Annotated in this window: 20 protein-coding genes; 12 read left to right on the forward strand and 8 right to left on the reverse strand. The window is 35.8% G+C overall.

Annotated features, from left to right (window positions below):
- Positions 1-97: 97 nt before the first annotated feature.
- Entirely contained in the window at positions 98-988 is an 891-nt protein-coding gene (locus tag CES88_RS16200; RefSeq protein WP_290736855.1) for a polysaccharide deacetylase family protein, read from the reverse strand.
- An 82-nt stretch (positions 989-1,070) separates the two neighbouring features.
- On the reverse strand, positions 1,071-1,802 hold the full coding sequence (gene sfsA / locus CES88_RS16205; RefSeq protein ID WP_290736857.1) for a DNA/RNA nuclease SfsA: 732 nt from the start codon (positions 1,800-1,802) through the stop codon (positions 1,071-1,073).
- A gap of 150 nt (positions 1,803-1,952) precedes the next feature.
- Here sfsA and CES88_RS16210 point away from each other — a divergent pair, with 150 nt between their 5' ends.
- Positions 1,953-3,314, forward strand: coding sequence for an HD domain-containing phosphohydrolase (locus CES88_RS16210; protein ID WP_290736859.1), 1,362 nt, complete (start codon positions 1,953-1,955; stop codon positions 3,312-3,314).
- On the opposite strand, the gene CES88_RS16215 is transcribed toward CES88_RS16210, so the two are convergent.
- Positions 3,304-4,695, reverse strand: a complete 1,392-nt coding sequence (locus tag CES88_RS16215) for an HD domain-containing phosphohydrolase (protein WP_290736861.1) — start codon at positions 4,693-4,695, stop codon at positions 3,304-3,306. The two genes, CES88_RS16210 and CES88_RS16215, sit on opposite strands and share 11 nt — an antisense overlap.
- Positions 4,696-4,817: 122 nt before the next feature.
- On the opposite strand from CES88_RS16215, the gene CES88_RS16220 reads away from it, so the two are divergent.
- Both CES88_RS16220 and CES88_RS16225 read left to right on the forward strand, forming a co-directional pair.
- Positions 4,818-5,717 carry a class I SAM-dependent methyltransferase gene (locus CES88_RS16220; RefSeq protein WP_290736863.1) on the forward strand — a complete coding sequence of 300 codons (900 nt, stop codon included), beginning with the start codon at positions 4,818-4,820 and terminating at the stop codon, positions 5,715-5,717.
- Between the two features lie 175 nt (positions 5,718-5,892).
- On the forward strand, positions 5,893-7,146 hold the full coding sequence (locus CES88_RS16225) for an ATP-binding protein (protein ID WP_290736865.1): 1,254 nt from the start codon (positions 5,893-5,895) through the stop codon (positions 7,144-7,146).
- A gap of 32 nt (positions 7,147-7,178) precedes the next feature.
- Here CES88_RS16225 and CES88_RS16230 read toward each other — a convergent pair whose 3' ends face one another.
- The gene (locus CES88_RS16230) at positions 7,179-9,653 is read right to left on the reverse strand and encodes a zinc-dependent metalloprotease (protein WP_290736867.1); all 2,475 of its coding nucleotides are present in this window, start codon (positions 9,651-9,653) and stop codon (positions 7,179-7,181) included.
- A gap of 113 nt (positions 9,654-9,766) precedes the next feature.
- Between CES88_RS16230 and pyrE the strand changes: the two genes are divergently transcribed.
- The 4 genes from pyrE (at position 9,767) to CES88_RS16250 (ending at position 13,931) form a co-directional block, all read left to right on the forward strand.
- On the forward strand, positions 9,767-10,405 hold the full coding sequence (pyrE, locus tag CES88_RS16235; RefSeq protein WP_290736869.1) for an orotate phosphoribosyltransferase: 639 nt from the start codon (positions 9,767-9,769) through the stop codon (positions 10,403-10,405).
- Positions 10,406-10,549: 144 nt separating this feature from the next.
- Positions 10,550-11,821 (forward strand): citrate synthase, encoded by a 1,272-nt coding sequence (locus CES88_RS16240; protein WP_290736871.1) that lies wholly within the window; start codon positions 10,550-10,552, stop codon positions 11,819-11,821.
- 216 nt (positions 11,822-12,037) lie between these two features.
- A complete protein-coding gene (locus CES88_RS16245; RefSeq protein WP_290736873.1) occupies positions 12,038-13,087 on the forward strand; it encodes a small ribosomal subunit Rsm22 family protein in 1,050 nt (349 codons plus the stop codon).
- Position 13,088: 1 nt separating this feature from the next.
- A complete protein-coding gene (locus CES88_RS16250) occupies positions 13,089-13,931 on the forward strand; it encodes a LysR family transcriptional regulator (protein ID WP_290736874.1) in 843 nt (280 codons plus the stop codon).
- A 48-nt stretch (positions 13,932-13,979) separates the two neighbouring features.
- On the opposite strand, the gene CES88_RS16255 is transcribed toward CES88_RS16250, so the two are convergent.
- Both CES88_RS16255 and CES88_RS16260 read right to left on the reverse strand, forming a co-directional pair.
- Positions 13,980-14,243, reverse strand: a complete 264-nt coding sequence (locus tag CES88_RS16255; protein WP_290736876.1) for a type B 50S ribosomal protein L31 — start codon at positions 14,241-14,243, stop codon at positions 13,980-13,982.
- Positions 14,244-14,356: 113 nt separating this feature from the next.
- The gene (locus CES88_RS16260) at positions 14,357-14,638 is read right to left on the reverse strand and encodes a hypothetical protein (protein ID WP_290736878.1); all 282 of its coding nucleotides are present in this window, start codon (positions 14,636-14,638) and stop codon (positions 14,357-14,359) included.
- Positions 14,639-14,767: 129 nt separating this feature from the next.
- Here CES88_RS16260 and rpmG point away from each other — a divergent pair, with 129 nt between their 5' ends.
- Positions 14,768-14,944, forward strand: a complete 177-nt coding sequence (rpmG, locus tag CES88_RS16265) for a 50S ribosomal protein L33 (protein WP_014243691.1) — start codon at positions 14,768-14,770, stop codon at positions 14,942-14,944.
- A 163-nt stretch (positions 14,945-15,107) separates the two neighbouring features.
- Positions 15,108-16,556 (forward strand): HD domain-containing phosphohydrolase, encoded by a 1,449-nt coding sequence (locus CES88_RS16270; protein ID WP_290736881.1) that lies wholly within the window; start codon positions 15,108-15,110, stop codon positions 16,554-16,556.
- On the opposite strand, the gene CES88_RS16275 is transcribed toward CES88_RS16270, so the two are convergent.
- Positions 16,537-17,568 (reverse strand): DUF4340 domain-containing protein, encoded by a 1,032-nt coding sequence (locus CES88_RS16275; protein ID WP_290736883.1) that lies wholly within the window; start codon positions 17,566-17,568, stop codon positions 16,537-16,539. The genes CES88_RS16270 and CES88_RS16275 overlap by 20 nt on opposite strands.
- Positions 17,569-17,674: 106 nt before the next feature.
- Here CES88_RS16275 and CES88_RS16280 point away from each other — a divergent pair, with 106 nt between their 5' ends.
- Together CES88_RS16280 and CES88_RS16285 are read left to right on the forward strand one after the other, a co-directional pair.
- Complete coding sequence (locus CES88_RS16280) at positions 17,675-18,268, forward strand: MotA/TolQ/ExbB proton channel family protein (protein WP_290736885.1); 594 nt, start codon at positions 17,675-17,677, stop codon at positions 18,266-18,268.
- Between the two features lie 9 nt (positions 18,269-18,277).
- Complete coding sequence (locus CES88_RS16285; RefSeq protein WP_290736887.1) at positions 18,278-18,697, forward strand: biopolymer transporter ExbD; 420 nt, start codon at positions 18,278-18,280, stop codon at positions 18,695-18,697.
- Here the strand turns inward: CES88_RS16285 and CES88_RS16290 are convergent.
- Positions 18,694-19,419: a hypothetical protein gene (locus tag CES88_RS16290; protein ID WP_290736889.1), complete on the reverse strand. Its 726-nt coding sequence runs from the start codon at positions 19,417-19,419 to the stop codon at positions 18,694-18,696. The genes CES88_RS16285 and CES88_RS16290 overlap by 4 nt on opposite strands.
- Before the next feature lie 176 nt (positions 19,420-19,595).
- On the opposite strand from CES88_RS16290, the gene CES88_RS16295 reads away from it, so the two are divergent.
- The gene (locus CES88_RS16295; RefSeq protein WP_290736891.1) at positions 19,596-21,290 is read left to right on the forward strand and encodes a S8 family serine peptidase; all 1,695 of its coding nucleotides are present in this window, start codon (positions 19,596-19,598) and stop codon (positions 21,288-21,290) included.
- The last annotated feature ends 40 nt before the right edge of the window (positions 21,291-21,330 follow it).

Genomic DNA, 21,330 nt, shown 5'->3' on the forward strand with positions numbered 1-21,330 from the left:
AGGATGTATAATTTTCATTGAGTTGGTTTGTAGTATAGTAATATTAGTGACTTAGGTAGGGTATCTGCTCACAATGAAAGTGAGCAGACAATGTAAATTAGATTAATGATTGGCAAGACTTGTTCTTATATGAGAATTCATCCACCTCATCTAGAGGGACAATTTCTATATTCATTTGCTTGGCCTTCTTAATGAAAATCTCTGTCGCCTGTATACTTCTTTCGTGAATGTCGTGAAGTAGGGCAACTCCTCCACCAATTGGAGAGTTAATTTTATACTTTTTAATTTCGTACTTCGTATTTCCAAATATTGTTCTCTTCACTTTATGCTTATAGGCTGTTCCACCTTTCACATGAGCAATGATATTTTGAGAGATTTGTTCAGGAGTCATCTGTGCTACCCAGTCATCTGAATCAATATCCCAAAAGGCAAAATTAATACAATTCTCACCGTAAATCTGGTTACTCACATCCTTCATTACATTGAAGTGGTGGTAGAGCTTACTTTGCCCATAAGCTCCGTAAGGAAATCTATAAAAGCTTGAGATCTGATTAGAGTTATACTTTCTTTTTAGGGACTCTATCATAGCAACAGTGTTATAGAGCTCTTCTCTATAAGTCGCTTCGTCTTCGCCATTATTATTGTCGTGATCATGATCATGACTTGCTAAGATATGACCCTCTTTTAAAATTCTCTCGACAATATGAATATTTGAAGCATTTACATTCTTTGTAAGAATAAAGAATGTGGCCAAAACATTTTCTCTCTTTAAGAGGTCAAGAAGTTTTGGTGTTCTAGTTCTGTGGGGACCATCATCAAAAGTTAGAACTATTTTATTTGAGTTCCTTAAAGATTTAGTTCTATATTGTTCAAATCCAGTATCTACCTTAGGTCTATAGACAAAAGTTCCCTCTGGGAATTGCTTCTCGTTTGCATATGAATTGATTGAAAGCATGAGACTCATACTTGCTAAAATCGGCTTAATCATATCTCTTTCCTTGTTTAGAATTGGCGCGACAATATACCTCGAAGAACTGACTGGCAACGCGATGTGTAAAAATGAAAGTCTTTTAGAGTTTAAAGTCGAGGGGGTGAGAAATATCTACACCTAACTCACTTAATTTACATTGATAAACGAGGATTTCGACACCTTTGGCATGGGCCAATTTAAGAAGCTCACTATATTTTGGATCTATTAATGAGGCCGGAGAAAAGAGGTTCACATCCTCCCTCTGAACAATGTAGAGCATGCAAGCACGAATGCCTTGCTCTTTTAATTCTATAAGTTCAAGTAAGTGTTTTTGGCCTCTCTCGCTTACGCTATCTGGAAATAGCGCCAATTGATCATCTCCGAGAAGGGTGACATTCTTTATTTCCACAAAGCATTGGTCTGTAGGAGCAGTCTTCTCTCCACTATATAAGTAGAGGTCAATTCTACTCTTTCCAATTTTCTCTTCAGGTTTGATAGTTTCATAACCTTGAAGTTCTTTGATGATACCGTTTTCAATAGATTCGACGGCAAGCTTATTGGGAAGAGAAGTGTTAACTCCTATCCAAGTTTTTGAATTATGAGTCAGTTCAAGACTGTATTTAAGCTTCCTCTTTGGGTTGTCATGGTAACTAAGAAGAACGTCCCACCCTTCACCCCAGCAGGTCTTCATACTTCCAGTATTAGCAGTATGGGCCACTATGATATCTCCTTTCTTATTAATTGGAGTATCTTGTTCAAGTACTATGTCTGCTAGGAAGCGTTTGTAGCGTTTGAGAATTTTTCCTTTAAATGTAGGAGAGTTATATTTCATTTTATTCTCGAGTTTCTTAGTTGGTGTAGGGGCTTTCTTAAGACATTATGGAGAAGATGGCCCACTATCGTCAAGTTATTGAATTATATAATGAATCTAATTGAAAATAATGGTAAAATTTGGAAAACTTTTTAACGATAACTAAACTATATGAGCCAAGCCTTAATCATTTCAGATAATGAAGTTTTAAACGACCTCTATACAGTGAACCTAGAAGTTTACACTGGTACAAATGTCACAGTAAAAAGAAACTGTGATGACGCCATTGAACTTCTTGATCTTCATCCAAATATTGATGTGGTGATTTCTCTTTGTATGTTGGAAGACGTTGATAGTGGAGCAATTATTTATCAACACTTAATTGAAAATGATATGGATATTCCTCTGATTGTCATTGGAAAGAAAAGTGATGTGCCAAGTGACGTTCCTCAGGTTCAAGGTTGCTATGATTTTAAGCTTCTAGTGAGAACCGTTGCAAAGGTTTTAGAAATTACTGCAAAAGATATGGCAGTCCTAAACGTCCCCGAGTATTACCCAATCCCAATTAAGCTTTTCTACAATGTTCAAGAAGTGCCATGCGATGTTTTCTTTAAGATAAAGAAGTCTATGGTTGAAAGTGAATACTTAAAAATATTCTTTAGAGGTGATGCTCCTTCTCCCGGAGTAAAGAAGTATATAGATGAAGGTGTGCACTTTCTCTATGTAGATTCACTTAAAAGACTAGAGATGATTAATCTCGCAAGTGAATGTATCCTAACAGAGCTTAAGAGGCTTGGTTCAGCAGATATATCTGATGAAAAGAAGATAGAAGTTATTGAACAAGGAATTGAGATCGTTGCGAATAGATTATTTGAAACGAGGGAAGTAAACGAAGAAATAATTAAAATTTCTGAAACTTGTATGGAAGCTATAAAGAGTGTTGTAAGTAATTCTCCAAAGCTTGAAAATATCTTATCTCTTTTAACTGCAAACAGGGCAAGCTACCTCTATTCACACTCTATTATTGCAACTTATGTCGCCACCCATATCGTTCGAACAATATCGTGGGGTGGAGATAGTCATATTGATAAAATTAATTTCGTTTTCTTCTTTCACGATATGTTTCTTGCCCCAATCTATACGAAGTATCCTGAGTTAAAATATGAAGAAGAAGCTCTATTTAATAGTAAACTGAGTGATGAGGAGAAGGAAACTATCCTTAGTCATGCGAGGTTAGCCGCTGATGCTCTAATGAAGTATCCAAGGCTTCCTTTAGGTGCAGATCAAATCATTCTTCAACATCATGGAATGACTAATGGGCAAGGTTTTGCCATGAACTATAAAGATGACATTTCACCTTTGGCGAAAGTGATGATTATTGCAGAAGCATTTACTGAAGAAATTTTAAAGTCTTTAGATGACTCTGATGAAGGGAAATTATCAAAAGATGATATTGTCGCTCAGTTAAAATCTCGCTACATGAAAAGTACTTATATTAAAATTGTTGAAACTCTTTCTGAAATTAAATTTTAATCGTTTTCTCTAAGGCCATTAAAGGCTCTTTGAAATTTCCTAAATTATAATCTATTTTTAATTGGTCAATAATTCTATACTTGTCATCTTCTTTCTTTCCGCTAATTGCAAGTCTTGAAACATATGTGCTGGCCAAGATAAAGGCACAAGAGTGAGCAGTCATTTTATTTGCAGTCACGCCAAATGGGAAACCTGTTCCATTAGGTTTTTCATGCTGTTGAGCGATGATGAAGTCTGCTTCAGAATAACCTTGAAATTGTCTCGCTATTTCCGCTGCTTGAATAGGGTGAGTAAGGTACTCATCTTGTTCTTCTCTAGTGAACATTTGAAGGTTTGGGTCTTCCGCACCAGAGATCTTTATCAAGTCTTCATTGCTAAGAGTAGTATCTTGTAAGAGAGAGGCGAGTCCTAATTTTTTCCTAGATAGATCTGATTTCCATCCAAGGTTATGTAGAATAGCTTCGCAGTAGTAAGACGTGAGAATTGCTTGTTCGGCAAAGTCTCCATTTTTAAAAGGTATTTGATCTATGACATCAGTAGGTGATTCATACTTTCTAATCGTCTTATCTGTTGTATCGATTATAAGTGAGCATAGTGCTTGAATATCGTCACTCACGCCAATCGCTCTAATATATTGTTGAATAATTAAAGCACCACGAATTTGATTTCCAAAAATACTCTTAAGAGGAGCACCCTTTTGAGAGAGTCCAGCGGAAACTTTTTCAATCCCATCTTCTAGCATCTTTATAAAATCATTCTTACCAAGATAGAGATTCTTTATATTCTTTCTTGCGTAAGTTTGAATTTTTGCATGAGTATAGGGCTGATTTCTTTTAATAATTTTTATAAATTTAGTCTGAGTAAGTTCTAAGTAAACATCATAAGGAACTACTTTAAACATATAGAAATTTCTAATACGCATCGGTAGGAGTTCATCGCGGTCAATCTCTTCAATGGACTCTTCAAACTCTTCTTGCTTGGCCCAGTCTAGAGTCGAGCTAATCACTTCTTTAAAGTTCTCAACGTCATACGGTGTATAAATAATACCATTAATAGGATGCCCATTATAAAGATCATCATCAACTCTATCTTTAATATGAACTTCTGATCCCATAAAGATAATAGGTCTCTCTCCAACTGTCTCAAGAATTCGTTGACCAAGCTTGGTAGGGCTCTCTTCTTTTATAGAGGCCTCAATCATGACAATAGCAAATGGGCCCTCGTAGGAGAGGTGGTTTAGAGCATCATTTCCATTTAAACTACAGATGAGTTCAACTTTTGGAAAGTTACCTGCAAAGAGTCGGTTTAGTGTTGCCCACTCTTCCTTATTATCACAAATATAAAGTGCCTTCATCGCTACCTTTGAAGATTTAATTTTCAATCTCTACTAGAATACCATAGATATGATAACGTGAAGTTTAGATTGGCAAAAGCCTGAAAATTGGTTTACATAATAAATGACTTTAATTTAACTTATTGAAAATGCAAACCACTGTAGGCATTATGACTGAATTTCTAGAGAATTTAAAATATAGACTTGAATTGGCAATTAGCGGCGCTGAGGTCAAGAGAGTCCTACATGGGAGAGGTGGAACTTTTCCAGATCAGGACTATTTGAATATTGATTACTATCCTCCTGCAATATTTATAACGGTATTTAAAGATGTAGACTACTCTCACATTATTAATGAATTAATTAAGATTCACGGAGGAGATAGGCCCCTAATTGTTCAAGAAAGGTTTGGAAGAGATATTAAATCTATTTCTCTAGGGCTTGAGTTACCTGAAGTACATATAGTTGAAGAGCATGGCCTAAAGTATCACGTTAGCTTAAAGCAAAATCAAAATACAGGTCTCTTCTTAGATATGAAAGATGAGCGCTCTAAATTAATGAGTAACTCTGAAGGGAAGAATATTCTAAATCTCTTTAGTTACACATGCTCTCTATCGGTTGCTGCTAAAGCAGGTGGGGCTAAACAAGTTGTTAATATTGATCAAAAGAAGACTTTCTTAAATATTGGTCGCGAAAACCACCGTTTAAATAACTGCGATGATGGAGTTGTTTATAAGAGCTGGGATGTCTTAAAATCTATTAATCAAATTGGAAAATTTGGTCCCTTTGACAAAATTATCTGTGATCCTCCTTCTAACCAAGGAAAGAGTTTCTTTTATAAGAAAGATTACGAAAAGATTATTCGTAGAATGGGGAGCTTTCTCAAAGTAGGTGGAGAGTTTGTTGCTTGTTTAAATACTCCATTTGAGGAGACTTCTTTCTTAAGAGATTTGTTTAAGAGTGAAGGGGGAAAGTGGGAACTCGTCCAAGAGAGTTTTTCTGCAAGTGAATACGAAGAGTTAAATAAGCAAAATGGCCTAAAAATGTGTACCTATAGAAGGTGTGAGTGACAATATATTGGGTCACTTTTGAAGAAGAGACTCTATTTTTATTTTTTGAAAAACTAGTTTCAAAAAATATTTAATTATTAAAATCAAGACCTTAAAGTGATAAATCAAACCTAAGTAAAATATTATCGCTTAGAATGACTCTTAGTTATTAATAGAGAATTAACTGAGAAAGAAGATGAAATTATTAAATGTTATTAGGGAAATTAATAAGATTCTTTTAAATTCACCAGAGCCAAGTTTGGCCCTTGAAAGAAGCATGCAACTTCTAGCAACGGAGTTAGAAATTGATAGCCTGTGTATTGATGAGAACGCCTTAAATGAGAACAGTAATAGAATCTATGTTGAAAGCTACTATGAGTGGTACTCAAGTGAAGATACCGTTCGAGTAGATAAAGACCTTCTCTCTTCTTTCTCTTATGAAGATATTTATGAATTCTTTACCAATACCCTCGCTATTGGAAAACCTTTATTTGGTAATATAGGAGATCGTCCTAACCAGAAAAGTCAAATTGGAGACTTCTTTAAAGAAAATAATTTGAAGTCCTACTTCATTGCTCCTATCTTCTTTAACTCAATTCATTGGGGAAATTTATCACTTCTAGATTATCGTAGCCCTAGAGAGTGGAGTGAAGTAGAAAATGAGTTGATGCTTATAACGGGACAATTAAGCTTCTTCTTGAAAGATCAAGAGTTTAAGAAAAATTTTGGGCAGGAATTATGTACGAGTCATTCTGTGAAAATGGCGACTCTTGGAGAAATGGCGTCAGGAATTGCCCATGAAATAAATAATCCTCTTTTTGTTATAAATGGTTACGCTTCTAAAATTGATTCTTCAATTGAGAGAGGAATTTTAGATGTTCATGAACTAAAAAATATATCATCGATGATTCAGAGGCATTGCAAGAGAGTTACAAGTATCATTTCTGGTTTAAGGATGATTTCAAGGAAATCAAAGTTAGATGAATTGGAAGTAAAAAACTTTAAAGAAGTAGTAGAATCTACAATTGATATTTCTAAAGAGAGAATACGTCTCGCCAATATTAATTTTGTGAATAGAATGGAGGAGGGGAGTGATATTCCTATTGAGTGTCACCCCGAGCAAATCTCTCAAGTGATAGTTAATCTCTTAAATAACTCTTATGACTCTATTTCTAATCGTGAATGTGAGAAATGGATTGAAGTTGATATGAGGGAACTAGATGATAGAGTAATTTTTTCTCTCACTGATTCTGGAGAAAGAGTTTCAAATGATGTTGCAAGAAAGATGATGCAGCCCTTTTATACCACTAAGGATTCAGGAAAAGGAACTGGGTTGGGACTTAGTATTTCAAAAGAAATTATTATGAAGCACGGTGGAAATTTCTACTTAGATAATCACTGTGAGAATATGCGCTTTATTATTGAACTGCCAAAACTAAGCTACGAATAAAAAAGGCCTTAATTTCTTAAGGCCTCAACTATTTAAAAATTATAAATTTCTAATTCTTCTCTCATATAGAAGTCATAGACATCATCAGGTGAGCTTTCTACATTTCCATAGACTAAGGAAATTTCTTCTTTTAATTTAACGATATCCTTAGATAGATCGAATTTAAGATTTTTCATACTTCTCTCAAAACTATGAGATCCAGGGAAGAAGCTAAAGTTAACAAATTCTCCTGTAAGCTCTCTTAAGTTCTTGTCTCCATGAGTGAGGCTAAAAAGAGGAGCTTTAATACCTTCTACTACATCAATGTCATTTGATCTTGTTCTTAAAATAACTTTTGACAGTGCTGATATTGAATCAATAAATTTCTCATCTCTATACTCAAACTCTTGAGAGAGATAAGGGATAGCTCTTACAAGAAAAGCAGGCTCCATTTCTTTCGCATACTTTGTCGCGGCAGCTACAAGCTTCTTTGAAATTTCACTAGTTAAATTCTCTCCAAAGTAATAAGGAGCAATATCTTTAAAAGAAGTAATGAACTTTCTAGAGTTATTTGAAAGAAGAACACCGTCTTTCATAGTAGGAGTAATATCTTCAAAAAGTATCTTACTCATTCCACCAATAACTGTGAAATCATCTTTAAGTGCTGTTAGATTTTCAGTAATACTTTTAGAACCTTTCTTTGCTCTGATCACAAGTTCTTTGAATCTATTATCTGCCATATAGATTCCGTCAGAGAATCCATTGATAACTACACTATTAAATTTTTCTAACTTCTGATCTTCAGTTAGTGTTGAATCATTAATAAATGCAAAGTTACCAGAGATAAGAATGTGAGCAATATTCTTCAATGATCTTTCAACGTTATACTTCTTTTCTTCTAAGACGTTTTTAAATGCATCGAAGCGGTAGCAATCGTAGTAGCTTCCGGCGTGATCATCAGTACAGAATTTAAGTTCACTATAAGGATTTGCTCCTTTATATGAAACATCAATTACATGTTGATCGTATGAAAGAGCATCGCTACCAAGTCTTATCTTGGCCCCTGCTAAACTTGAGAAGAATCCCGGTGTGTAGTCCATAACAGAACTTCCAGGACTTATTTCTTCCTCAATGATTCCAGTTGTTAAATACTTTAGAGAGATTGAATCATAGTTACTAGAATCAATATCAGTATCTAAGCTTGCTGCAAAATTATGTCTAAAACCAAGAGTGTGACCCACTTCATGAGCAACTACTTGTCTGATATAGTCTGCAACATATCTTGTGTACATTTCTTCTTTTTGCTCATCAGTAAAAGACTTTCCTTCTACTTCAGTAATGAAGTCCTTAAGTCTTTCTCTGTCAGCACTGGCCCTGTCTGTATTATCATTACAGTTTAGGGCCGAAGTAAATCCAAGAAGCCCCATTTTATGAGTTGTAACTGTTTCGTTTCCAAGTCTTGAAAGATAGGTCTTAGCTGTCTGGTAAGAGCCAATTGCAAACGAGCTTGTCATAAAGACGTGGGCATTTTGAATTTCACCAGTTAAAGGGTCAGAGCTCGAAGCTGCGTAAGCAAAGCCTGCAGTATCCCAATCAAGCCACTGAACAATATTATAACCTGGTTCAAAGATACTCACTCCCGCTGGAAGTGGTGCTACTTTTATAACTTCTCTTCCAAATGCTTTATTCCAGTAGAGAACACCATCTTGTACGGCCCTTTCCCACTTCTTAGGAGTGTTAGAAGTTGTATAGAAAGTTATCGGCTTGTTAATATCAAATTTCTTAATATAAGTAACAGGCGTTTCGATGATGCTTCCGTTTGCATCCGTTGGGTAAACAGGGTGATTTTCAAAGTAACCTACTTTTGTAAAACCTGGGCTTGCTGTTGGTGTAAAATTTGGGTTCTGCACATAAGTAGAGAAATCATATTTAATATGAATAGGGGAAATAGACGCCGGAGTTTTTCCTTCTGCCGGAGATTCTACTCTTAGAAATTGCTCTATAAAGATATGCTTACCAACAAGTTCAACTCTATTTAAAAAACTCTCAAGGATATGGTAAGTGCTCTCTTCTGAAGGGTCAGAGTCTGGAGAAGCAATATAGTACGATCCTTTTAGGAAGAGTGTTTTCATTCCTTCTTCGAAATTAAATGTAATAAGGTCTTCGGTTTCAGAAATGATCGGAAACTTGGCCAAAAGAATTTGAGTTGAAACAGAGTTTGTTACAATCTTTCCAGTTGTTGTTTCGAACATTCCTATGAATGGTCCGCTCTTTTTAAAGAAGACAACTTTTGAGGCCAATGGATTTCCAGTTGGTGCTGGAGGATTGTCGATCATTGCAGTTTGCATTAAGAAGAAATGCTCTAAAGCACTCTTTTTAAGAGTAAGGTTGTAATTATCTTCTGTTGATAAACTCTTCTTATGGTTCTTTGCTCCCATTAGGAGTGGAGAGTTTTGAGTGTGAAGCATGCTTGCTTGTGATGTTGTACTCATAAGTATTAGAGCACTCATCATGATTAACTTAATCATAAAATTCCTTTACTTGGATTATTTGACCCTTTGGGATGGCGAACTGTATACTTTTGGGTAAATAGAAGTCAACGTACCGTGTGTCTAACAATTTCTTACAGAATGAGGTTTTAATGACTTGTGATGTCAAAATAGCAAATATTCTTTTAGAGAATGGATGTGTCCAACTTTCACCGTCAAAACCTTTTGTTTATGCCTCTGGTCTGAAGGGCCCAATTTACTGTGATAATAGACAGCTTCTGAGTCTGCCAATTGCTCGCCGAGTTGTTGTAGATTCTTTGGTGAAAAAGTTAAGTGATAGTGGGTGGGGTTTTGATCAGTTGGCCGGACTTGCTACTGCGGGGATTCCTCACTGCTCTTTTATGGCCCATGAAACTAACGCACCAATGATTTATATTAGAGGGAAAGCGAAGGGGCACGGTAAGCAGAATCAAGTTGAAGGGAAGTTCAGCGCCGGTGAGTCAATTGTCTTAGTTGAGGATCTAATCAATCAGGGAAAGAGTTTAGAGGATGCCATTGAGGCTTCGCTAGCAGTAGGCTTAAGACCTATAGGCGTTATTAGTATTGTAACTTACGAGATGAAGAAATCTAAAGAAATTTTAGAGAAATATAACCTTCCTCTAATCAGTCTAACGAATTTTTCAACAATAGCTAAGTTGGGACTTGAGCAAAATCTCATTTCTTCCGAAGAGCATGCAATGTTAAATTCTTGGCAATCTGATCCAGCTGCTTGGTCTAGCTCTCTCGATTAGACAAAACCACTTTGGACGCTTTGCGCTCGACATTATACCTACTTACATGATAGTTAGGAGAAATTAGAGCTCTGGATTTCCAATGAATTTTCATTCAAAATTCTTTGTTTCTATTTTTATAAGTATTTTTTTTAAGGAGTATATATGGCAGGTAATGCAAAACTAGATTTAGGTGATAAGACTATTGAACTTCCAGTAATTGAGGGAAGTGAAGGTGAAAAAGCGATTGATATTTCAAAGCTCAGAGCTGAGACGGGATATATAACTTTAGACAATGGTTTTGTTAACACTGGTTCATGCACTTCTGCTGTAACTTTCTTAAACGGTGAGAAGGGAATTCTTAGATATAGAGGTTATCCAATAGAGCAACTTGCTGAGAGCTCAAACTTTCTAGAAGTTTCTTGGTTACTTTACTATGGTGAACTTCCAACAAAGACTCAGATGGCCGACTTTGAAAAGAAAGTGGCAAGTTTCAATAAGCTACCAGAAGGAATTGAAGCCTTAATTGGAACATTCCCAAAAACAGCTCACCCAATGGGAGTACTTTCAAGTACGACTGTTGCTCTTTCTGCTTACTATCAAGATTACCTTGGACCAAATCCAACAGATAAAGATAAAGAGGAAGTTTTCGCACAACTACTTGGGCAAGTGAAAGTGATCGTTGCAAAGTCTTATAGACATTTACAAGGACTTGCTCCAATTGAATCAGATCCAAGTCTTAGCTACTGTAAAGACTTCTTAAATATGATGTTTGGTGAAGCGGATGACGAAGTGGCCAAAGCGCTTGATGTTCTTCTCATTCTTCATGCTGATCATGAGCAAAATTGTTCTGCTTCAACTGTAAGAGTCGTTGGATCGTCTCACGCTAATATCTTCTCAACTATTTCAGGCGGAATTGATGCTCTCTGGGGACAACTACATGGTGGAGCAAACCAAGCTGTTCTTGAAATGTTAGATGAAATTAAAGGTGCTGGTGGAGATGCTGTTAAAGCTCTTGAGAAAGCAAAAGATAAGGAAGATCCTTTTAAGCTAATGGGATTTGGACATAGAGTTTATAAGAATTTTGATCCTAGAGCTAAGATTATTAAAGTTCAGTGTGATAAAGTCTTAGAAAAATTAAACGTAAATGATCCGCTTTTAAATATTGCAAAAGGACTTGAGAAACAAGCTTTAGAGGATGAGTACTTTGTTAAGAGAAAGCTCTATCCTAACGTGGATTTCTATTCAGGAATTATCTATAAAGCTTTAGGGATTCCTACAAATATGTTCACAGCGATGTTCGTTCTTGGGAGACTTCCTGGGTGGATGTCTCAGTGGAAAGAGCTTAGAGAGGACTCAAGTTCAAAAATTTGTCGTCCAAGACAAATTTATACTGGAGCAACTGATCGTAATTACAAAGGCTTAGACGAGAGATAGGACTCTCTAGCTAGAGGGTCTGCTCTTTAGGTAGAATTTAGTTAAAGATTCTCATATGTCGTCGATAAGTTAAGTAAGATTAAGAGAAATTCTCAAAAATCTTATGGGCTATCGTTAGACTTATTGGGCTTAGTCTAAAATAGTTATCTTAATGCTGAGGTCGACATTGTCGGCCTCTTCTTTTTTTATAAGCAAAAAATCGGTAAGATAGACCATATGAAATTTCCATTTAATAAATTAAAGAGCGCCCTCTTAGAGCCTGAGATATCTGAACACAGTATAGTGAAGAATCTATCCTTAGTTTCAAAAGGCTTTACTAGCGAGAGAAAGAAAATCACAGAGTATGTGATGGATAGAGATATGGTTTCGGCCTACACTCTCTTCTATCTCCCATCTAATATGCCAAAGTTAAACTTTGTATTTGATATGTTAAGTGAAGATCTTCTAGAGGATATAAGAAACTCTAGAGTCGTAGATCTAGGCACTGGCCCTGGAACATTTGCTTTTGCATTAGATGAATACTTTGATGGAGATATTACAGTTACTGGCGTTGATTCAAGTGCACTAATGATTGAGCAGGCGACAAGAATTAATACGACACTCTATCAGAATAAGAGAATTAATTTTAGTCGATCATTTCCTGAAGACTTCATTGGAGAAACTCTAATTCTAGGTCACTCTCTCAATGAGATGGGGCTTAATGCTCTTATGAAAATCATAGGAGAGTATGATCCTAGAAATTTAATTATTATAGAGCCTGGAACGAGTGATGTTTTCAAACTTGTGGTTAAGCTTAGAAGTGCCATGAATGATCTTGGATATACTTGCGCCTATCCATGTGCCAATATTAAGTCACCTTGTCCTGTGGCGAAGAAGATTGAGGACGGACAAGAGGATTGGTGTCATCAGGTTCTGAGGATGACTCACGACTCAGAGTTTGAAAGACTTTCTCAAATTGTAAAATTAGATAGAAAGGTGATGCCGTTGATTACTCACGTTTATACTAAGAAAGTTATTGAGACGACTCATAAAGCTCGTATGATTCGATTTCTTAGAGAGTCGAAGTTTTCTTTTGACTGGGAAGTTTGCTTTGAAAGAGGCGATCGGCTGATAACTGGAACCTTTGAAGTTTTAAAGAAGTCTTTGTCAAAGAAAGAGATTAAAAATATGCAGAAAATCTCTGTGGGGATTGATTTTGATTATACTATTATTAAAGAGTTAAGTGAGAATCATTTTAGAGTCGAAATTATTTTAAAAGAGAGATGAAATGTTACCTAGTTCAAATGATATTCAATATTTCTTAGAAGTTTCAAAGACTTTAAATTTAAGTCGATCGGCCGAAAGGTTAGGGGTGACTCAGCCAACTCTTACTCTTGCGATTAAGAGATTAGAATCTTCTCTTGGGGTTACTCTTCTTATTCGATCTAAGAATGGAGTTTCTCTAACTAGGCATGGAGAGAGTTTTCAAAGAGAGTCTAAGAAATTTCTTGAAGAGTGGTATGAGCTAAAGTCAAAGGTGATTAAAGAGAAAGATGACATTAGAGGTATATACTCTATAGGAGTTCATCCCTCAGTTGCTCTCTACACACTTGGAAGTTTTATCCCAGACCTCTATACAACTTACCCTCATCTAGAGGTTAATCTTACTCATAGTTCTAGTCGAATTATCACAGAGCAAGTGATCTCCCATCAGCTCGACATGGGAATTGTTGTAAACCCTGTTAGTCATCCAGATTTAGTGATTATAAAACTCATAAGTGATGAGGTGACTCTCTGGGAAATAGAGGGGAATAAGAATAGAGATGTTCTTCTTTGTGATCCTGATCTGACTCAGACATCAACTCTAATGCAGAAAATAAAGAAGCAGAAATTTTCTTTTAAGAGAATAATTCATTCTGGAAATTTAGAAGTACTTACGAACTTAGTTGAGAGTGGTGCAGGGATAGGAATTCTTCCTGGAAAAGTTGTTACTGCCTCTAGGGGAGATCTGAAAACTATTAAAGACGCTCCTATTTTCAAAGATAATATTTGCTTAGTTTATAGATGTGATCGAGTGAAGACAAAAGCGAGCGAACTTTTAATTTCTGAAATAAAGAAATTAAAGAAATAAAAAAGCCACTTTAGAAGTGGCCCTTTTATATCGTGAATTTCTTAAAACTTATTTCTTAAGTTTTGAAGCATATGCTCCACCGAATTTCTTTCTGAATTTCTCAATACGACCTTCAGAGTCAACGATCTTCTGGTTACCAGTATAGAACGGGTGAGATTCAGATGAGATGTCTAACTTAACCATTGGGTACTCTTTACCTTCAAAAGTTTCAGTTAAATCAGTTGCAATAGTTGATTTGATAACAAATTGCTTGTCACATGAAACGTCAAAAAATAGAACGTCTCTGTACTCTGGATGAATACCTGCTTTCATAATTATTCCTTTGTTAACCTTGCTTGCTACAAGATACTTATTTAATTATTTGAGGGTGTAATTTCGCTAATTTTGCCCTACTTGTCAAGAGACTTACCTCTAAAATACAAGACTTAGTGTGCGCTACAGCTTGAGCAGCCATCGGCATCTGGTGGATTTTCTGCATCGAAAATAGACCAGTGACCATATCTTTTATTTATATCTAAAACTGCTTCCTCTAGTTCAGGGTGAGAGCTTTGGAAGATTTCGGCATTATCTTTATCTGTAACAGTTACAAAGTACTGAATTTCCAAGGATGCAGGTGTTGCTCCCATGGAAATGAAGGCCTTGTATTGATCGGTCTTGTAGTGAACAAAAGTCCAGTTTTCGATTGAGAGTTCCGTTGCAGCATTCATTCTTGTAAATTCCTAGTGTTTTTACCGTTTTTATCAATTATAGGTTGTCATGCCAATTAAAATCTAGTAGTTTTGGCATTCGTTATTTTATATAAATAGTATTTTAGATATAATTACCCGGAGGAAAACGTGGCTAAAGGTCCAAGAGTAGTGATTACACTTGAGTGTACTGAAGCGAGAAAGCTTGGAAAATCTCCTTCTCGTTACACAACAACTAAGAATAAGAAGACAACACCAGATCGTCTTGAAATTAAGAAGTACAACCCATTCTTAAAAAGACACACGATCCACAAAGAAATTAAATAGGTCTCAAATCTATTAATTCTTGATATTAGGCCCGCGATATTCGTGGGCTTTTTATTATTATTTCAGTAGCTTACCTTAGAACTTACTTTATTTTTTCTTCAATATTTTCTCCCTTTATACCGATAAGTCAGTTGTATTTGTTTCTTATAGCGAGGAAATAGGGTTGGCACTAAAAGTATTATTAGCAGATCCAGGAGAAAAGTGGCTTGAGTCAGCTTCAAATTTTTTGAAGGAGCAGTTCTATGAAGTTACCTGTGTTAACAATGGAAAAGACGCTCAGCTTGCTCTCTATAATGACAAATTCTTCGCTGTAATAATCAATTTCGATCTTCAAAGTCATAGCGGTATTCAAGTCTTAAAATTCATGCAGAGAAACCATCCTAATCAGAGAATTTTAGTCGTTCTTGAGAGTCAGAGTATTTTAGACGAAGAGAGAACTTCTGAGGAACAATTGAAGAAGTTCGGAATGGTTGAAATTATTGTCAAACCATTTGAAATCGAATCACTTAAAGACGTTCTTGAAGGACATCAGTCTCTTGGTGACTTCATGAAAAATATTAAAAGGCGTGAAGGGCAGTCTGACGAAGTTGAAGTTGAAAACCCTGATAGTAGTTTTACGCAAGTAAGGATAGATGACTTCTATTCTGCCAAAGCTGTTCTCTTTGATGTTTTTATAAAATTAAGATCAAATCGATATATTAAAATTCTTCATTCGGGAGACACGTTTTCAAAAGAGAGAATTGACAAATATAGAAATGAAAAGAACGTGGAACACTTATACTTTCATAATTCAGATAGAAGAAAGTTTATTCAATATCATAATCAACTAGCGAGTAAGCTTATTGCGAATAAGAATATTCCAGGTGAAGCAAAAGTTAAAATGATTAGAAATGTTGCTGATAAGTATATTCAAGAAGCTTATACACAAGGGATGAAGCCTCAGGTTGTTGAGCAAGGAAAAGAGGTTTGCGAAAATATTTATAACCTTGTCGAAAAGGAAAAGAATTTATTTAAGATTCTAAAGAGCTATGAAGAGTTTGATCCAACTGCTTTTACTCACGCTTTTCTAGTGACTTTATTTTCAACAGCGATTATTAAACAATTTGATTGGCAGTCAAAGGCAACCATTGAAGCAACAGCTCTTGCTTGTCTCTTTCACGATATAGGTAAGATGAAGTTACCTCCAGAGTTATTAGAGAAAAGACCTCTTGAGATGGATGATGATGAATACGCACTTTATATGACTCATCCTCAAATTGGAGTTGAAATAATTGAAGAAAATAGAATGATTAATAATTCAGTTAAGCAGATAATTCTACAGCATCATGAGTATTATGATGGAACAGGGTTTCCATATAAGAAGAAGGGATCGAGTATACTAACTCTGTCCAATATCGTTTGTCTCGCCAATGACTTTGTTCATATTATGATTGATGGAGAGATGGACCCTCCTACAGCACTCAAGAAAATTCTAATGGATAGAGATCAGGTTGTTAAATATAATTCAATGATTGTTGAAAACTTTATTAAAGTCTTTGTTGATCCTGCTAAGATTGTTAAAGAAACTTCTCTACCATCTAACTCAAAAATCGTTAGTAAAAAAGCTTCTTAATAGATAATTTCTTAAAAGACTTTTGGGACTTTCCAAAAGTACTTAGAAATTGTTTTTCTATGACATAAGGGTGAGGTCTATTAGAGGCCTTAACTATAAAGACTTGTCTCTTTTCCATCTTGATATCTGGAAGGTTATTGATAAGGTAAGAAATCTCGTAGAAGACCTTTTTACCATTCCTATCTAAAATTTCTACCGTGTAACTTGGATTCGCAAAGTATCTACTAACCGCATCGATTAACTTATCTGTTTTCTTATCGAGAATAAGAGATGACTTTAAACTTAAGACTTCTGTTAAGAATTCTTCAACAGCTTTGGGTTCTAGTATATTACCACTATTGTCTAACCAGCCATCAGTCTCATTTTTGATGGAGAGTCTTAAGCTTGTTGAAGGAATTTTTCCACGATAAATTTTAAATTCAGCAATAGTTTTTAAGTCTTGTGTAAAGACTTTAGGTTCAATGAAGTTGGAAAGGCTTAATCCCTCCATTGAGTTTTCAAGAGCATCAACATGATAGATTGCATCTTTGCTTGAGAAAGTAACGTAAGTTGAATTATCAATTGGATTTACAAGACCAATATTTAAAAGGTCTTCTTTTCCTCCAAAGTAGGTGATTTGTAATTTCATAAGAGGTGAGTCTAGTGAGAAATTAGAAATATTAATGGCATCTTTTGGAAGTATTTGTCTTATTTTAATATCTTTTAAGTTTTGTAAAATAGAGGCTACTGTCGCCGTACTACTAGGAAGATTTCTTGGGCTCGTGAGAGTCCACTGCCCATCTTTATCTTTATTAATCTTAAAGAGACCAAGTCTATTATCAAGTTGAATTGATTCAATTTGATCAATTTGTTCTGGCTTTAAAAGAAGTTGATATCTACTAAGAGCAGTGTTTTGAATTAAAGGTGCTTGAAAGAATTCACTGGCAAGACCTCCAATAACTATTACGATAGCGAACATTATCATGAGAAAATTTGCAGATCTTGTGCGATCTGTCGAAATCTTAACCAGCACTGAAACCTCTTAAATACATTGATTTTCAATTATTCTAACTTGATAAATGGAGTAAGTATAGAGATGATTAGCGCCTTAGTTATTTGATGAAAAGAGGATGCAAAGTATGTTTGAATTATTTAATGCTGGTGGCTTTATTATGTACCCACTACTGATCTGTTCTCTCCTCGTTTGGTTTGTAACTTTTGAAAAAATTCGCTTCTTAAATAGCTTAAAGAAAGATATCGACCTTATGTTTATAAAGGGTCAAGATTTATTAAAAGATAAGAAACTTCACGAGGCTAAAGGGCTCTCTCATAGTATTCATCCTCTTCTTTGCATTCCTTATTTAACTCTCTTTGAAGGGGCGGAGATGGACCGCGAGCAGTGGGGAATGAGAATGGCAAGAAGGCTTGTTGAAACTCAACAGGGGTTAAAGAGATCACTTTGGATTATTGGAACAATAGGATCATCAGCTCCCTTTATAGGTCTGTTTGGAACTGTTGTTGGTATTATTAAATCATTTCAATCAATTGCTCAGTCGGGAAAGAGTGGTTTTGCAATTGTTGCCAGTGGCCTATCAGAAGCTCTCGTTGCAACTGCTGCGGGGATCATCGTCGCGGTTATGGCGGTAATACTTTATAACTATTTTCAAAATAGACTGTCTCGTGTGAATACTGAGATAAGAAATAGAATGCAAGATCTAATGGATTTAATCTAGGAGGGATCAATGTCATTTAAAATGGATAATGAAGATAACGAAGAAATCATTGCTGATATTAATATGACTCCTCTTATAGATATTATGTTGGTTCTACTTATTATTTTTATGGTGACTTCATCTGTTTCTCTTGAGTCTGGTCTAGATATTGATATTCCAAAAACTGTTTCAAAGACTCAGAAAAAGGAAGGTGCCTCGGTTCTTGTCTCTATGTCTGAAGGAGGAAAGGTTTCTGTTCAGGGAAAACTTGTCGATTGGAATAACCTCCAACAGAAAATATCAGAGTCTTTAGAAAGTGAAGGGACAAAGCTTGTTATTTTTGAAGGAGATAAAAGCTCTAAGCTTGGAATGGCGGTTGAGGTTATGGATATAGCAAAGGCCGCAGGAGCTGTTGAGTTCGCTATTGCGGCCGAATCAGTAGGACATTAGAGATCTAAGTCGTCAAATTCGTCAAAGTCTTCTTCATCTTCTTTGACTTTTGTCTCTATCACTGGAGCCTCTTTTACTTCTGGCTCTATTGAGTGAATAAATTGTCTAAGAAGAGTTCTCTCTCCCTCTTTAAGGAATGAGAACTCGGCTCCAATCCTATAAGGAAGTCTATTCTTAGAGATAATTCTACTCTTCATATTATATTCACGACAAAAAACAATATTTGCATTTACTACAAATCTCTTTGGTATTACGAATTCGATAACGATACTCTGACCATTTAAGAAAGGCTTACTACTGAAGAAATAGATTCTATCCATACCCACTTCTGCAAGAATTGTTTTTCCACTAGAAATATCTTCTTCATTTAATGAAGGTGATCTTTGAATAATTTGATACTCACCAATCTTTTCTTCTAGAGGAGCTTCTTGAATTTCTTCCGAAGGCTCTTCACTTTCTGACTCTGACTCAGCTGCTGCAAGAGCTGCAGCCATTTCATCTTCACCTGTATCAAGTTCCTCATCTGACTTTATTGGAATGATCTCAGCGCTCTGTTCTTTTTTGGAACAATACTCTTTTCTTAGCTCGTCGATTGTTAAGTGATCTTCTTGAGAATTTTTCATCTTCTCTTGAATAACAGCTTTCACTTCGTCTTTTAGAGACCAAATTTTGAGGGAGATTTTCTTTATAAATACTGGATCAGTAGAATTGTTATAAATCATAACTAACATTTTCTCACATTTCACGATGAAATGGGAGGTTAGAGGTATACTGGTAATAATTACCTCTAGTGAAATCTCGGATAGAGACTTATTAATTAAATACCAATATTTATTTAATAAAAGTTATGTAATTCAGTCAGGTTTAGAAAGAACCGTTTGTGCTCCAAGGAGGGAGAATGAAAAAATCGCATATTATGTTAAGTGCAGCAGCGATGGCCATCAGTGCTACTGGTATGGCAGCAGCGAACTTTGTTCCAGGTGAAATGATCGTAAAGATGAAAGCTGGTGCAGAGAAAAGTGCTTTAAACTCTTTTAAGTCTCTAGGTGTAGAGCTTGATAGAACAATCGATTTATCAGAAGAAACTTTATATGTTGTAAAGTTTGATGGGAATAAATCAATGAAGAGTATGTCTTCTCTTCTTACTAGTAATCCTGATGTTGTTTATGCTGAGCCAAACTTCATTTATGAAATTGTTAAGCCAGTTTCAACTTTTGATATTAGCCCATATATTTCATCTCCACTGACTGTTGAGTCAGATGCTTATACTCCAATTGATCCAAAGTTTGGTCAATTATGGGGATTAGCAAATACAGGTTCAAATGATCCTACAGGTGCTGCAGGTGTTGCTGGTGCAGATATTGACGTAATGAAAGCATGGTCAATTACTCAAGGTGATAGAAGAGTAAGAATTGCAGTTATTGATACAGGTATCGATTATAATCACCCAGACCTTAAAGATCAGATGTGGACAAACGAAGCTGAGCTAAATGGTGAAGCTGGAGTTGATGATGATGGAAATGGTTATGTAGATGATATTCACGGATATGACTTTGCAAATAATGACGGAGACCCAAGAGATGGTCACTCACACGGTACTCACTGTGCAGGTACAATTGGTGCTGCTCATAATAGTATTGGTGTAGCGGGAATTATGGCCGACGTAGAGTTCGTAGCTATAAAATTCTTAACTGATAGTGGTTCAGGTTCAACTGAAGGCGCGATTAAGTCAATTGATTACGCAACGAAGATGAATGTTGATTTAATGTCTAACTCTTGGGGAGGCGGAGGTCGCTCACAAGCTTTAGAGGATGCTATTCAAAGAGCTGCTGATAAGGGAATCGTTTTCACTGCAGCGGCAGGTAACTCTTCAACAGATAATGACTCTAGACCACACTACCCATCAAATTATGATGTGAAAAACGTGATTTCAGTTGCAGCGACAACTTCTTCTGACTCACTTGCAAGCTTTTCTTGCTATGGTAGAAATACAGTTCATATTGCAGCTCCAGGACACAATATCCTTTCAACTGTTAAAGATGGTGGATATGCTTCTTATTCAGGAACTTCAATGGCAACTCCACACGTTTCAGGTGCAATTGGTCTTCTAATTGCTCAAGAAGGAAGAATGGATGTTGAAGAATTAAGAAATAGATTAATGGCAACTTCGGAGCCACTTTCGGCGCTTAGAGGTAAGACTATCAACGCAGGTAGATTAAATGCTTACAATCTTTTAACGAATACAGTTCCTACTAGAAATATGCCAAACCCAGCTAACTGGGAAACAGTATCTATTGATGAAGTATGGGAAACGGCTCACCCGTATGGACATGACATCACTGAAGCTAGAACATTTAATTTTCCAGGTGCAAAGTTCATTAGATTAAGAGTTAGAAAACTAGACCTTGAAACTGGTTACGATGTTTTAGAAGTTTCTGATGCTAGTAGATCAATTGCTGAAAAAGTTTCTGGTGCAAAAGAAGATTATACTTCTGAGTACGTAGAAGGTGAGACTATGACTGTTACTTTTAAGTCGGATAGATCAGTTTCTAAATGGGGATTTGTAATTGATTCAGTAGACGTTCAATACTAAATTTAAATTAACTCCTATAATTTAAAATTACGCCCAAACC

It is taken from the genome of Halobacteriovorax sp. JY17 (assembly GCF_002753895.1).
Taxonomy (GTDB): Bacteria; Bdellovibrionota; Bacteriovoracia; order Bacteriovoracales; family Bacteriovoracaceae; genus Halobacteriovorax.